The following is a 13,847-nucleotide window of genomic DNA, read 5'->3' as shown; positions in this document are numbered from 1 at the left end:
CCGCCTCACCGTTGCACATCCGCACTGTCGTTTAACTGCGGTTTACTTTGCCCCGCATCGCCGGGCTGCGGCGCGTTGGCCGGGTCAAAAATGTGGTCGAGGATCGCGCGGGCGGTCGGCCCCGCCACTACGCCGTCGCCGCCGCCGTTTTCCAGGATCAGCGCCATCGCCACCCGGGGGGTTTTGTAAGGCGCGAACAGCGTATAGAAGATGTGATCGCGCAGCCGCACCGGGATCATTTTGGCGTTGTAGGTCTGGTTTTGCTTCAGGCTGAACACCTGCGAGGTGCCGGATTTGGCGGCGATCTGGTATGGCGCGGTGTGGAACAGCTTGTAACCGGTGCCGTTTGGCAAGTTGGCCATGCCGTACATGCCGTTGCGTACGATGCCCCAGTAAGGCGAGTGGGGATCGCCGATCTGCGCCGCTTGCGCCGGCGGCGGGTAGCGCGTCACCCGGTTGCCCTGCTGCAACGAATACAGCAGGTGCGGCGTTTTCACCTGGCCGTTGTTGATCAGCGTGGTCAGCGCTTTTACCATCTGGATCGGCGTCGCCACCCAATACCCCTGGCCGATGCCCACCGAAACCGTATCCCCCTGATACCAGCCCTTTTTGTGCACCTTCAGCTTCCAGTCGCGGCTCGGCAGCACGCCGCGGTACTCTTCGTTCAGATCGATGCCGGTGGACTGGCCGTAGCCGAACTGGCTCAGCCAGTGGTGGATACGATCGATGCCCATTTCATACGCCACCTGATAAAAGAAGGTGTCGGCGGATTCCTCGATCGCTTTGGTGACGTTGAGCATGCCGTGGCCGGTTTTTAGCCAGTCGCGGTAGCGGCGCTCAGTGCCGGGCAGCGTCCAGGTCGGCGCGCCGAAAAAGGTGGTGGTGGGCGTGATCACCCCGGCGAACAGCGCCGAAACGGCCATGTAGGGCTTCACCGTCGACGCCGGCGGGTATAAGCCCTGGGTGACGCGGTTGATCAGCGGCAAATCCGGGTTGGTCAGCAGCGCCTTATAGGCCTGATAGCCGATGCCTTTGACGAAAGGATTGGGATCGTAGCTGGGGCTGGAAACCATCGCCAGGATGCCGCCGTCGCGCGGATCTTCCACCACCACCGCGGCGCGCTGCCCCTTCAGCACCGATTCAATGTACTGCTGCAGCGGCAGATCCAGCGTCAGGTAGATGTTCTTGCCGGCCTTCGGCGGCTGCTCTTTCAGCAGGCGGATCACGCGACCGTGATTATCCACCTCCACCTCCTGATAGCCGGTGGTGCCGTGCAGTTCGGCCTCGTAATAGGCCTCGATGCCCTGTTTGCCGATGTTGCGGTCGGCGGCATAGTTCTCGCTCAGCCCGGCCTTGTCCAGGCGTTTGAGATCGCTGTCGTTGATCTTCGACACATAGCCCAGCACGTGCGCCAGCTGGGCGCCGTAAGGATATTCACGCTGTTGATAGGTATCGATCGTCACTCCGTCGAAACGGTATTGATTGACGGCAAAGCGCGCCACCTCGGTGTCGCTCAGCCCGGCTTTGAGCGTCACCGGTTTGTAGCGGCTGTTGTGGTGCATGTCGTCGCGAAACGCGCTGATGTCTTCCGGCGTCAGGTCGACGATCGGCGTCAGCGCCTGCAGCAGTGCCGCCATGTCGCTGATTTTGCTGGGCGTGATCTCGATACGATACAGTGTCACGTTTCGCACTAAAGGCGTGCCGTTGCGATCGAAGATCAGCCCCCGGCTGGGGGCGATCGGCAGCATTTTGATGTCGTTCTGGTTGGAGCGCGTCTGGTAAAAGCCGTGCTGGCGGATTTGCAGCCGGTAGAGGTTGACGATCAGCGCGCCGAAACAGACCACCACCAGCGCCAGCGCCACGCCTGCCCGGCGGATAAACAGCCTCTCTTCCGCAGAGTGGTCGCGAATTGTTTCTTTTAACAGGGCCATGCGGTGCCGATACCTTTTGCGTCACATTTCCCCGCAAAATCAGGGAACTGAAAAGCCGGCAAGCATAGCGTTATCGGGCGCACCGCCCCATGAAAAGGTTGCTAATGAAATGGCATAACTGTTTCAGCATATTGGAATGTTACCGGCGGCGTTTTTTTCACCGCGCTTCCCATTGAGCCGCCGTTCGCCCCAATGCTACAATGTGATCTGAATCACAATATTCCCGATATTCCCCCGCATTTCCCTGTCGGCGCCCTGCCGGATGCGGATTTTTGTTACATAGGATCGAGTTCGATGAGTACCATTGCCACCGGTTTAGTCATGATGCGCTGGGAGTTGCTGAGCGCCGTGATGATGTTCTTCGCCAGCCAGTTAAACGTCGTTTGCCGTAAAACCAGCCGCAACGGCATGGCGTTCATGTTCAGCAGCCTGGGCCTGTTTACCGCCTGCTGGTTCGTGATGGGCCTGATGGGTATCCACCTCACCTTGGAAGCTTTCACCCAATTCTGGTCATCGGCCTGGGATCGCTATGTGGACGTGGTCAGCACCATGCCGGTCGATTGGCCGATGCCGTAACCTCGCCGCGGGGGCGGCTCACCGGCCGCCCTGCCGATTATTCCGTTTCCGCTGACGGCGCCGCCGCCAGCCGCGCCATCAAGGCCCCCGCCTCAATCAACAGCGCCTGCTCCCGCTCCGTTAAACAGTTTTCCATCGCCGCCAGCAACCACGCCTCGCGCCGGCTGCGGCTCTCCTGCAGCAGGCCCAGCCCGGCGGGCGTCAGGCGCACCCGCACCCGGCGTTTGTCTTCGGCATCCGGCGTGCGCACCAGCAGCCCATCGGCCTCGAGCTCACGCAACGCGGCCGCCAGGTTTGAGGAACGCATGCGCTCCGATTCCGCCAGCAGCGACGGCGTCGCCTCGCCGCCGTGGCGATCGATAGCCCCCAACAGCATCAGCTGGGCCCAGGATTTTTCGTCGCTGCGCGATTCGCGCCGCATACGGCGCACCAGCGACATTAACTGCGTGCGCAGCAGCGTCACGTCTTCAGGATGATCTTTTTTCATTGGCATCAATAGATAACGATAGATTTGTCCGTACTTTCACACCGAGACTGGGAACGGTCAACCGAAAAAATCGGCGGACGAAATATGCCGGCTCGCTATTGGCGGGTACCTGCGTTGAGCGGCAACACCGCGTGCACCACCAAAGCGAACAGTAGACCGATGCCACCGCCCAGCAACACATTGACCACCCTTTCTGCGGCGATCGACGGCGCTTTTCCGGCAATCACCAACGCGCAGGCGATGCAGGCGCAACGGGCGCCAAACCCCAAGGCATAACGATGAAAAGACACCAAGGTGAGCATCGTCACCACGCTCAGCAGTTCATAACCCACATTGCCATGCGGCATGAGGCTACCCAGCAAAATACCGACGGGCACCCCCAGCAATGCCCCTGACGCACGCTGACGGAGTTTGTTGCGCGTACCGGCCATATCGCCGGTGATCACGCTGACAGACGACCAGATCACCCATTGCCCGTAATCGAGGTGTTGCCACTCAACGATCGCGGCCGACAGTGCAACGGCACAACTCACGGCGAACAAAGCCTCGCCGCAGGCCATGCGGGCGCCAAGCTCGTCGCTGCGGTGCAGTTGGAGATAATGATGCAGGCTGTCACTCGTCGACAGCCGTGCTAGCCGCCGGTGCTCTGCCAGTGCAAGCATCAACACCGGCAAGACGGCTGCTCCCAGAAAAGGGAGCAGCGCCCAGGCACGTTGGACTAATGACGCTCCGGCGCTACCTTCGGCGGTTTCACACGCCAGATAAAGAGCCGGAATAAAAATAAAATTCCCCAGGGATCGCAGCTTGCCGCCGTACGCGGAGATCCCAACCGCCGCAGCCGCCGCCAACACGCACGCCAAAACGAAGATCGCCGGCGTGTGCATGGCGCACGACAGCGCCATAAAGAGCAGCAGCAATGCCGCCGCATGCAGCGCCACGCCGAGCGGCGCCAGCTCAAGACGTTCGCAAACGACAAACAGCGATATGGTGACCACCGAAGCCTTCAGCCAATTGGCATTTCCTGTCGCCAGGCTCAGGGTCAGCAGCGGTGCCAACACCCATGCTCCCCGTCGCAGCGGACGCCAGGCGATTTCTTCACGCAGCGGCTTCACAATGCGCTCAGCTGTTCCAGCGTGACGATATCGGCAATAGTGGCAAGCGTTTCCATCGAGATCCGGTGCTCTTCCGCCGTGGCCGCCGCGCAAGCCTCTTCCAATATCAACACCTGATAATCACGATCGTGTGCGTCGCGCGCCGTCGCCTGTACTGCCCAGGTACTGCTGACCCCGCAGATCACCAACCGTTCAATGCGGCGGGCGCGCAACGCCGCATCCAGATTAGTGCCATAAAACGCGCTGACGCGCGGTTTTACGATCGTTAACTCCCCCAAATCAGACGCCAAATCAGGATGAAAATCCGTGCCCGGCTGCCCCAGTGCGATAGCGCCAAATTGATGCGCCCGCCCAAACATCCGCGAATATTTAGGCTGATCGACATAACCGACCGCGAAACCGACTTTAACCAATATACGAAGCCAATCCTTACGCTGCGCAAGAGACAATGCGTTATTTGCCTGCGCGATGACATCGCGCTCAATGACCTGCTGCGCCGAGCGCGCAATTTTTCCTTCCGGGTGAGAAATATCCACGATGTAATCCAGAGCGATCAGTGCGGTATTCATAGAAAGCGTCTCCTTGCCGCCAACGCGGCGAAATGGGTAGAGAGTGTGGCCGCCGCCGGATTGTTGAGCGGCTTGGTGGAGTAGCTTAAAATAAATATCTATGATAATATAGCTATTAATTTATAGCCAAATGTAACAACGCTGCTGACGGGCTTTACGTTTTCTCACGCATTTCCCCCGCACCGGCCAGTTCGCGGTGTTATTATTATCTTGCTTAACAAATCTCCCCAAATTCAACGTGGTACGGTAAGCCGATGGAAGCGTGGAAAGTCAATCTGATCTCGGTCTGGCTCGGGTGTTTCTTCACCGGGCTGGCGATGAGCCAAATCCTCCCTTTTCTGCCGCTGTACGTCGAACAGCTCGGCGTCAGCGATCACCAATCCCTCAGCCTGTGGTCCGGGCTGGTGTTCAGCGGCACCTTTTTGGTCTCGGCGGTGGTGTCGCCGCTGTGGGGCAGCCTGGCCGACCGCAAAGGCCGCAAGCTGATGCTGCTGCGCGCCTCGCTGGGCATGGCGATCGTCATCGCGCTGCAGGGGCTGGCCACCAACGTCTGGCAGCTGTTCGCGCTGCGCGCCCTGATGGGGCTGACGTCTGGCTATATTCCCAACGCCATGGCGCTGGTCGCCTCGCAGGTGCCGCGCGATAAAAGCGGCTGGGCGCTGGGCACGCTTTCTACCGGGCAGATCTCCGGCGTGATCGCCGGGCCGCTGCTGGGTGGGCTGATGGCCGACCATCTGGGGCTGCGGGTAGTGTTTTTCGTCACCGCCGGGCTGATGTTCGTCAGTTTCCTGGTGACGCTGTTCCTGATTAAAGAGCGGCGCATCACGGTGAAAAAAGCGGATCAGCTGAGCGGCAAGGCGGTGTTCCGTTCGCTGCCTTATCCGACGCTGATCCTCACCCTGTTCGTTTGCACCCTGATGATCCAGCTGGCCAACTCGTCCATCAGCCCGATCCTGACGTTATTCATTCGCGAGCTGTCCGGCGACGTCAGCAATATCGCCTTTGTCAGCGGCATGATCGCCGCCGTGCCCGGCATTGCAGCGCTGATCTCGGCGCCGCGCCTCGGGCGGCTCGGCGATCGCATCGGCACCGCGCGCATTCTGATCGCCGCGCTGCTGTTCACCACCGGCCTGTTCGCCGTGATGGCCTGGGTAAATACGCCGCTGCAGCTGGGCATTCTGCGTTTCCTGCTCGGCTTCGCCGACGGCGCGCTGATGCCGGCGGTGCAGGCGCTGCTGCTGAAGTATTCCTCCGATCAGGTGACCGGGCGCATCTTCGGCTATAACCAATCCTTTATGTACCTGGGCAACGTGGTTGGCCCGCTGCTGGGATCGGGCATTTCGGCGATGATGGGGTTCCGCTGGGTGTTCGCCGTGACGGCGGTGTTGGTGCTTTGCAATGCGCTGCAGCTGCGCCATCAGTTCAAAAAAGTGGAGAGTCAACGCGCGGGATAACGGGGAATGCGGGGGAACGCCTCAAGCAGTGGCGGGACAATGACGCCCATCAACCGTGCCACCACTGCCAAAGGCGGCCGTAGCCTACTCGACGCGGCGATCGTTTGGTATTTATGTAAGTAAATAAAGTGTTGCGGGCGTGTTGAGGGCCGCCGCAGCGGCCCTTGCGGATCAGAACATGGTATTGTCGTTGGCCGATTTTTCCGGCACATCCTGATTGACATCCCAATGCTCGGTGATTTTCCCCTGATCGTTCACCCGGTAAATATCCACGCTGGCGGTGCCGCGATCCTGCGGGTTATTTTGGTATTTGACATGAACGTAGACCAAATCGCCGTTGACCGCGCTGCGGTATATTTTGGCGCTGTACTGCGGATTGTCTTTAAAGGTCTGGCTGAAGAAATCCAGGAACGGCTTGATGCCGTCGCCGACGAACGGGTTATGCTGCTTGTAGTTTTCCACAATCAGCTTCTGCGCCACGCCGATGTCGTGGCGATTGAAAAAGCCCGCGTACAGGTCTTCCACCACCTTCAGCTTCTGCTGAGCATGATGATAACCGCCTTTGCCGGACGATTTGTCAGACGCCGCCTGATCCGTTGACAGCGCCGGGTAACTCGCCAGCAAGCCGCCGACGATCGCACAGGTGATCAATGCCTTTTTCATAACTGCTCCTTATTTTCCTGAGTGACCTACGATTTTCAGCTGCCCTTTCAGATGGGTGAAGCTGCCGTCCTTGGCGGCGATGTTGGTGTACACCTCGCCGCGCTCAAAGTCCTCGATATGCGTCACGTTGTCGCCGGACTGCGGCTCATGCCAATAGACCATATAGACCTTTGGCCGGATCTCCACCGCGGTGTACTGCACGGTGTCGGTGATGCCCTGCGACGCCTCGCCGATACCGGTGAAGGTCATGGTCTTGTCATCGGTAAAATCCAGCTTGAAGGCGAAATCGCCGAAGGTCACCTGCACCACTTTACCGACCGCAATGAACTGCCCGTGTTTATCCGTCATCGTTGCCGCCTTACTGTTTGTCAGGGAGGGTTGCGCCGCCGTAGCGGCGGGTAATGCGAGGGGGAAAGTCAGGGCTATCGCCAGCGCGATGCCCGTTCTCTTCACTGTTTTCATCGTTCCTTCTCCTTTCCGTGGTTGAAAACGAGAATCATTATCATCACTTGACGATGGCCAGAAATATAAGAATAATCTCTATTCCTATCAGGCACCTGGCGGCGAAAAAAGACGGCGAAAAATCGCCGCGGAATGGCATGGCAATAGCGCGTTCTGGCCATTGGTTTTTACGCAATGAACGGAATTTCTGCTTTCAGGAAGGGAAACTGCTCGGAGATTTGATGGGTCTATAGCGCAGATCGCTTTAAGCTAATGCGTATTTGTTCTTAAGCCGCCCACCCCCGAAAGGCGGCGGCGAACGGCGTCGCGTTTAACGCAGCCAGGGCGTATAGGTGACGCCGACCAGCAACCCTTCCGGGCTGAGCAAACGGGTAACGCTCTGCCCCCACGGCTCTTCGCGGTTGGCGACCAACAGCCGATAACCGCGATCGACCAGCCCCTGGGTGGCGGCCGCCATGTCGGCCACGTCGAACTCGATCCACGCCTGCGGCAGCGCGAGATCCGCCGGCCAGCGATCGTCGCCAAAGCAGGACTGCGCCGCCTGCGCCAGCGGCCACAGGGCGAAATGCTTCACGCCGTCCAGCGCGCCTTGCTCCGACAGCAGATAGGTTTCGTTGCCCGGCATCGGCTTGAGCGGCAGCCCCAGCGCCTCGACATAAAACGCCTTGCTCTCGTCGCTCTCACGCGTGATGGGCCCGAATCCGGCGACAAACAACACGCCCAGCCCGGCAAATTGTTGATCCATGCTGCTCTCCCTTCCGGTTAGCGCCCCAGCCGCACCTGCAGCGGAGCAAATCCATAGGCCGCCTTGAAGCGGTTGCTGAAGTGGCTGGCGGAGCTGAAGCCGCACGCCAGCGCGATCTCGGTGATCGGCTGTTGGCTGTGCCGCAGTAGCCGTTCCGCCCGCTGCAGCCGGGCGCGCATCACAAACTGGTGCGGCGCCAGCCCGGTGGCGTGCTTGAACATGCGGGCGAAATGGTATTCGCTCAACCCGGCCTGCGCCGCCAGATCCGCCAACAGCAAAGGCCGATCGAGGTGGTTTTCGATATATTCCCGCACCCGCCTGGCCACCGCAGGCGCCAGGCCGCCGCGCGCCTGCGGCAGCTTCCACTGCAGCTGACTGTAACGCTGGATCAGATGCGACATCAGCAGGTTCGACGCGCTGCTGAGCGCCAGCAGATTGGCGCTGTCCCGCCAGTCGCAGTTGAGCAAAAACTGGCGATACAGCAGCGTGATCTGCGGATCTTCGCCGAAGCTGCGCGGCTCTACGTTGATCGCCGCCGGGCTGCGATCCCAGGTCTGCTCCGCCAGCTGCCGCAGATGCCCGTCGGTGCAATACAGGTGCACGAACGACAGATCGCTGCGCACGTCCCAGGTGGAGGCGTATTGGCGCGGCATGATGCAGAACCGATCCGGCCCGCCGCCGTTGCGCCAGCCGCCCGGCACCTGCTGGTAGCACTCATAGCCGTCGGCGACGTACAGGCTCAGGGTATGGTGGTCGGCGCTTTCCTGCGTGACGCGATCGTTGCAGTTGGACCAGGCGGCCAGCTCCACGCCGGTGCCCAGCAGCACGCTGCCGTGAAGCCGCGCCTTGTGCTCACGCAGTGTTTCAAACGCCTGATAGTTGGACATCGCCGGCCCCGTTGTTCGACATGCAGACAGTGTAAAGAGTGGCGCCGCCGCATACCAGCCGCCGCCCCGCGCTTTTGGCAAAAAAAGCGCAAGAATATGCAACTGGGCGCAAAGCGCTGCAAGCGCCGCCGCGCGCCAAAGCGGATACTGCGCCATCGGTTTTTTCGGAGTAACAAATAGAATGAATGCGCTGTTGTACCTCGCCGTAGTGCTGATTTGGGGCACCACCTGGATTGCGATCACCCTGCAACAGGAAGGCCCGGTGGCCATTCCCGTCTCGATTGCTTACCGCTTCGCCATTTCCGCCGCGGTGATGTTCGCCGTGCTGTTGCTAACACGCCGCCTGCGCCGCCTCGCCCCGCGCGATCATCTGTTCTGCGTGCTGCAGGGCTGCTGCGTGTTCGGCTTCAACTTCTTCTGCTTCTACCACGCGGCGGCCTACATCAGCAGCGGGCTGGAATCGGTGATCTTCTCGATGGCGGTGCTGTTCAACGCCCTCAACAGCCTGCTGTTTTTCCGCCAGCGTCCCAGCCCCAACCTGCTGCCGGCGGCGCTGCTGGGTTTGACCGGCATCGTGGCGCTGTTTTGGCAAGATCTGGCCGCCACCCGCATGGCGCCGGAGCTGCTCAAAGGCATCGGCCTGAGCGCGCTCGGCACCTACGGCTTCTCGCTGGGCAACATGATCAGCACGCGCCATCAGCGCCGCGGGCTGGATATCTTTTCCACCAACACCTACGCCATGACCTACGGCGCGCTGCTGATGGCGCTGATCGCCCTGGCGCAGGGCGCATCGTTCCAGATCGAATTCAGCAGCCGCTATATCGGCTCCCTGTTGTACCTGGCGATTTTCGGATCGGTGATCGCCTTCGCCGCTTACTTCAGCCTGCTCGGCCGCATCGGCGCCGGCGCGGCGGCCTACAGCACCCTGCTGTTCCCGCTGGTAGCGCTGACCATCTCAACGATCTACGAAGGCTATCAGTGGCACTTCAACGCCGTGCTGGGCCTGTGCCTGATCCTGCTGGGCAACCTGGTGATGTTCGCCAAGCCGGGGCTGAACTGGCGACGGCCGGGTATCTCAAAACAAAACTCAACCCTTTGAAGCCATTGGCGAATATCGTTATCATCAGGTTTTGTTGATAACGGATGATGGCAAATGCTCAGAAGTGATGATGTGACACCCCGCGCCTACAAACAGGTGGACGTGTTTACCCGTACGCCGCTGCAGGGCAACCCCGTGGCGGTGGTGCTGGAGGCCGAGGGGCTGAGCAGCGCGCAAATGCTGGCATTGGCCCGTTGGACCAACCTTTCGGAAACCACCTTTGTGCTTAAACCGACGCACCCGGCGGCGGATTATAAGGTGCGCATTTTCACCACCGAAAAAGAGCTGCCCTTCGCCGGCCACCCGACGCTGGGCACCGCCCACGCCCTGCTGGAAGCCGGTTTGACGCCTAAACGGCCTGGGACGGTGATGCAGGAATGCGGCGTCGGCCTGGTGGCGGTCAATATCCAGCCGGAAGGCACATTGGCGTTCGCCGCGCCCGAAGTTGAGTTCCGCCCAATGGCGACTGAGGAAACAGAACGGCTGATGGCCGCTTTACGGCCCGCGGTGATTGAAGGAGGCCCCCTACCGGTGATTGCCGAGATGGGCATTCGCTGGCTGATGGTGCGCCTGCCGGACGCACAATCCTGCCTGGCGGTAACGCCGGATCAGGCCACGATTAAACGGTTGCAAACGGTGTGTGATGTGGATGGCGTGGTGATCTATGGCGCCTGCACCACGGCCGAACCGGCCGATTACGAAATGCGCGCGTTTATGGTGGAATGCGGCGCCTTGATTGAAGATCCGGTGACCGGCAGCGCCAACGCCTGCCTGGCGCGCTTATTGAAGGCCAACCGCTTTCCCGACGGCGGCCAGACCGCACAGGGCTACCAGGTGCGCCAGGGCACCCAACTGAATCGAGATGGCCGCGTGAGCGTGCGTTTTATTGACGGCGAACCCTGGATCGGCGGGCAGTGCCGCACCCTGATTAACGGGACATTGGGTATTTAGTTTTTGGGGTAAGAAGATAGTGAGCATCTTTTGGGAACGTCAATTAGCAACGCTCAAAGCCTATGTTTAGCTGTTCTTCATTACATAGGTCAACAAACTGCTGAGAGACAATTATTCTTTCACAATAGATGCTATCCCTGGCAATAAATAACTCCCTTTCACACTTGTAAGCAGGCACATCAATGAGCTTGCTTCCATCTTCAAGTTCTCTGAACGTCGAGGCTTCCTCATTAATAATTGGAAAATAATTATTCACTTTACACAGAAAAATCGTTTCAGTTACGTTTTCTACCGCGCACTCATAGAATGACATCTCAGACGAAACCTTACGTTCAAATACAGCCTTAGCCCTTTTTGAAAAAATTGGAATTCCGAGACTGGCAGGAAAATAGTCATGCAAATTAAAAATATCGCTACTCAAAACGCTTGGCACTTTCCCTTTTGGCAGTGAGTAGAATAGGAACTTACCATCACCTTCATTCCAAATAAAAAAGCTGGACAATCTTGATTTCGGATCGGGAAAGCAAATCAAGTTATCGCCAAATGTAAAGCCACTGAAAGTATAGAAGTTCATGTCACTCTCACTCAACCTAATTTAACGATGTTGCATTTTATTTTCTTTCTTGCCAAGCGCTCTTTAATTAGAGAAAAAATAGCATCCCAATCACCACCTCCCAATCCTGCACCAATCATAGGTAATTGTATACTAAGCCTTTCTTTTAATGCATAATCAGAAACCAGACTTAGACATTCTTTAAGTGCTTCATATGAAACATACTGAGCATTATCATCTTTACTTTTCTTTAGTCCATCCTGAGCCAACACATTTGCAACATATACCCGCTCATTTTCGTTCACACAGATGAACTGTACATTCCCAAGAAAAAAATCCTTTTTTTCAGAGAACCACTTTAAATATTCTTCCTTTACTGCTGGATAGCGTTTTGATAGAGGAAGAACAAAGCCTTTTCCCCACTTACCCTTGTTATTCACAATATGAATGATCATTTTAGATTTTGACAAAGGAATAGATGCATCACCATAGCTAAAACTGACATAATCATTCAAAACATCAGAGGTGATTGTCTTATTCCATTCACTTTCAAATTCAAGACTAGTTATCAACTTTGACTCAGAAAGATCAAGCTCACTTTTCTTACCATCATAAAGTAAAAAACCTATATCTTCGTGCCAATCTTCCAAAGATGAGGATGAATAATACAAATCATTTATTATAGTTATTTGTCTTGTTGCAGCATCGCCATTAAACTCGGTATAGATCCTCCCTTCGCCAGAAATGAGTTCACATGTACCTTTATAATAATTCTTATCGGACTCCACAGTTCTTTCCTCCTCCTACGACAGATGGAATAAGTTATTTATAACAGTCAATCACCATGTTACTTACAATAACCCTCTAATTTTCAATACCACTATCAAAAAACTCAAAGCTTCAATTAACTACTAGCATTCAATAATCTCGAAATCCTTTTAACTATGAAATAAGAAAACCGAAAAAATTATTTGATTCTAAAGACAATAGCCGCTCATCGTCACCTGCCTTATATTTTAAGAAAACCCCTGAGAACGGATCGTCACTATAATTTACTCCAACTATGCTAACCTCCTGCTCAGTTTTAAATGACTGGGAATAAATTGACATCATGGAAAACTTATCATCCTCATCCACCTCAAACCATGGAACGATGTTTTCAACTAAACGTGAATTAACAATCCCATCATCATCAATATACAGTTCAAATATAGTTTCATCTGATATAAAGTAAACTCTGTCATACATCGGATGAAACACTGGTACTGTTTCCCCATCTATATAACCCGTGACAATTATATCACTGACGCTACTCCTAGTTACATGCTCAATAAATTCTTTCATATGCACTCCTATGGTGAAAAAACAATCCCAAGATCCATGCCTTTGCCAGACTCAATAAGAGTTACAAATTCCTCCCTACCATCAGACAGCTTTTTAGAAATATAGGTCATCCCTTCACCTCTATATATCTCCATCACAGGCTGACCTTTTTTAATTGTCCCTTGTCCTACATGGACCAATTTCCCGCTATCTCGTAACTTTTCAACATCTCTCAAGAACTCAGCACCTTCATCCACTTTCCATTTTGGATATTTTTTCCCTAAATAGCCTTCTAGTATACCTTTATGCCGAATAAAGTGATCTTTAAAGTTTTTACCAGGTTGAATGCTACAACCAGTAAGGCCTAACGGGTCAACCCAAATGAGCGGATTTTTCGCGTATGCATATAAATTCAGCCCGCCTTCCAACCCTATCGGATCCTGCGTGGTGAAACGCCCCACCTCGGGTTCGTAGTAGCGGAACAGGTTGTAGTGCAGGCCGCTTTCGTCGTCCTGATATTGCCCGGCGTAGCGCAGCGGCTGCTGATACTGCGCGCCCTGCCGCTTCGCCGCACCGGCCACCGTCTGGCCCTGCAGCTTGCCGAAGGTATCGTATTGCCCGGACCAACACAGGTTGCCCGCCGCGTCGGTCACTTCCAGCGGCGCGCTGTTCAGATCGGTGTGATACCAGTAAATATCTGCCGAGCGGCTGTCGCCCGCCTGCTCCAGCGCCGCCAGCGGGCTCCACGGGCTGGCCGGATCGTAGCTCCAGCTGCGGCGGCTGCCGTCGTCGCGCTGCTCCTGCAGCAACCGGTAGCCCTGCCACAGGAAACGGGTCGTCTGTTCGGTTTTGCCCTTGTAGCGCACCGCCTTGCGGCTGCGGCGGCCCAGCGCGTCGTAATGATACTGCGCCTCGAACTCGCCCTGCGGGCCGCGGCCGTGCGCCTGCACCAGCCGATTGTCGGCGTCGTAGCGGTAGTGCTGTTCGTACAGGCCGTTGCGCCGGCTGATCAGGTTGCCCCAGGCGTCGTAACGG

General features: G+C 56.8%; 16 protein-coding genes. 4 read left to right on the top strand and 12 right to left on the bottom strand.

All coding sequences use genetic code 11. The features are described 5' to 3' along the window. Window positions 1–5: 5 nt before the first annotated feature. Window positions 6–1,931 (bottom strand): penicillin-binding protein 2, encoded by a 1,926-nt coding sequence (gene mrdA / locus REA38_RS09140; RefSeq protein WP_308885749.1) that lies wholly within the window; start codon window positions 1,929–1,931, stop codon window positions 6–8. 294 nt (window positions 1,932–2,225) lie between these two features. On the opposite strand from mrdA, the gene REA38_RS09135 reads away from it, so the two are divergent. Then, window positions 2,226–2,507 (top strand): YjcB family protein, encoded by a 282-nt coding sequence (locus tag REA38_RS09135; protein WP_033634498.1) that lies wholly within the window; start codon window positions 2,226–2,228, stop codon window positions 2,505–2,507. A 37-nt stretch (window positions 2,508–2,544) separates the two neighbouring features. Here the strand turns inward: REA38_RS09135 and REA38_RS09130 are convergent, their stop codons facing one another. The 3 genes from REA38_RS09130 to REA38_RS09120 form a co-directional block, all read right to left on the bottom strand. Continuing rightward, a complete protein-coding gene (locus REA38_RS09130; protein WP_103798563.1) occupies window positions 2,545–2,994 on the bottom strand; it encodes a MarR family winged helix-turn-helix transcriptional regulator in 450 nt (149 codons plus the stop codon). A 95-nt stretch (window positions 2,995–3,089) separates the two neighbouring features. Next, window positions 3,090–4,106: an FUSC family protein gene (locus REA38_RS09125; RefSeq protein ID WP_308885748.1), complete on the bottom strand. Its 1,017-nt coding sequence runs from the start codon at window positions 4,104–4,106 to the stop codon at window positions 3,090–3,092. Beyond that, entirely contained in the window at window positions 4,103–4,675 is a 573-nt protein-coding gene (locus tag REA38_RS09120) for an isochorismatase family cysteine hydrolase (RefSeq protein ID WP_197845812.1), read from the bottom strand. The genes REA38_RS09125 and REA38_RS09120 overlap by 4 nt, the downstream gene beginning before the upstream one ends. A gap of 254 nt (window positions 4,676–4,929) precedes the next feature. Between REA38_RS09120 and REA38_RS09115 the strand changes: the two genes are divergently transcribed. Continuing rightward, window positions 4,930–6,129, top strand: coding sequence for a multidrug efflux MFS transporter (locus REA38_RS09115; RefSeq protein ID WP_039566203.1), 1,200 nt, complete (start codon window positions 4,930–4,932; stop codon window positions 6,127–6,129). A gap of 171 nt (window positions 6,130–6,300) precedes the next feature. On the opposite strand, the gene REA38_RS09110 is transcribed toward REA38_RS09115, so the two are convergent. The 4 genes from REA38_RS09110 to REA38_RS09095 all read right to left on the bottom strand — a co-directional run bounded on the left by REA38_RS09110 (window position 6,301) and on the right by REA38_RS09095 (window position 8,886). Then, window positions 6,301–6,792: an ester cyclase gene (locus REA38_RS09110; protein WP_308885746.1), complete on the bottom strand. Its 492-nt coding sequence runs from the start codon at window positions 6,790–6,792 to the stop codon at window positions 6,301–6,303. Window positions 6,793–6,801: 9 nt separating this feature from the next. Beyond that, window positions 6,802–7,140 carry a MoaF N-terminal domain-containing protein gene (locus tag REA38_RS09105; protein ID WP_060420978.1) on the bottom strand — a complete coding sequence of 113 codons (339 nt, stop codon included), beginning with the start codon at window positions 7,138–7,140 and terminating at the stop codon, window positions 6,802–6,804. A 424-nt stretch (window positions 7,141–7,564) separates the two neighbouring features. After that, the gene (locus tag REA38_RS09100; protein WP_060420630.1) at window positions 7,565–7,999 is read right to left on the bottom strand and encodes a glyoxalase/bleomycin resistance/dioxygenase family protein; all 435 of its coding nucleotides are present in this window, start codon (window positions 7,997–7,999) and stop codon (window positions 7,565–7,567) included. Window positions 8,000–8,016: 17 nt separating this feature from the next. Beyond that, entirely contained in the window at window positions 8,017–8,886 is an 870-nt protein-coding gene (locus REA38_RS09095) for a helix-turn-helix domain-containing protein (RefSeq protein ID WP_047567568.1), read from the bottom strand. A 181-nt stretch (window positions 8,887–9,067) separates the two neighbouring features. Here REA38_RS09095 and REA38_RS09090 point away from each other — a divergent pair, with 181 nt between their 5' ends. After that, the gene (locus REA38_RS09090; protein ID WP_164097979.1) at window positions 9,068–9,985 is read left to right on the top strand and encodes a DMT family transporter; all 918 of its coding nucleotides are present in this window, start codon (window positions 9,068–9,070) and stop codon (window positions 9,983–9,985) included. Between the two features lie 54 nt (window positions 9,986–10,039). Then, window positions 10,040–10,936, top strand: a complete 897-nt coding sequence (locus REA38_RS09085) for a PhzF family phenazine biosynthesis protein (protein ID WP_308885745.1) — start codon at window positions 10,040–10,042, stop codon at window positions 10,934–10,936. 43 nt (window positions 10,937–10,979) lie between these two features. Here the strand turns inward: REA38_RS09085 and REA38_RS09080 are convergent, their stop codons facing one another. The 4 genes from REA38_RS09080 to REA38_RS09065 form a co-directional block, all read right to left on the bottom strand. Beyond that, window positions 10,980–11,510: a hypothetical protein gene (locus tag REA38_RS09080; protein WP_308885744.1), complete on the bottom strand. Its 531-nt coding sequence runs from the start codon at window positions 11,508–11,510 to the stop codon at window positions 10,980–10,982. A gap of 11 nt (window positions 11,511–11,521) precedes the next feature. Beyond that, window positions 11,522–12,277: a macro domain-containing protein gene (locus REA38_RS09075; RefSeq protein WP_308885743.1), complete on the bottom strand. Its 756-nt coding sequence runs from the start codon at window positions 12,275–12,277 to the stop codon at window positions 11,522–11,524. A gap of 154 nt (window positions 12,278–12,431) precedes the next feature. Beyond that, window positions 12,432–12,833: a hypothetical protein gene (locus tag REA38_RS09070; RefSeq protein WP_039566212.1), complete on the bottom strand. Its 402-nt coding sequence runs from the start codon at window positions 12,831–12,833 to the stop codon at window positions 12,432–12,434. 8 nt (window positions 12,834–12,841) lie between these two features. Further along, on the bottom strand, window positions 12,842–13,847 hold a 1,006-nt coding region (locus REA38_RS09065; RefSeq protein WP_308885742.1), incomplete at its 5' end, for an RHS repeat-associated core domain-containing protein.

The organism is Serratia sp. MF1(2023) (assembly GCF_030954545.1).
Classification (GTDB): Bacteria; Pseudomonadota; Gammaproteobacteria; order Enterobacterales; family Enterobacteriaceae; genus Serratia; species Serratia sarumanii.
The sequence above is the reverse complement of the archived record's forward strand: the minus strand, read 5'-3'. Positions and strand labels throughout refer to the sequence as shown.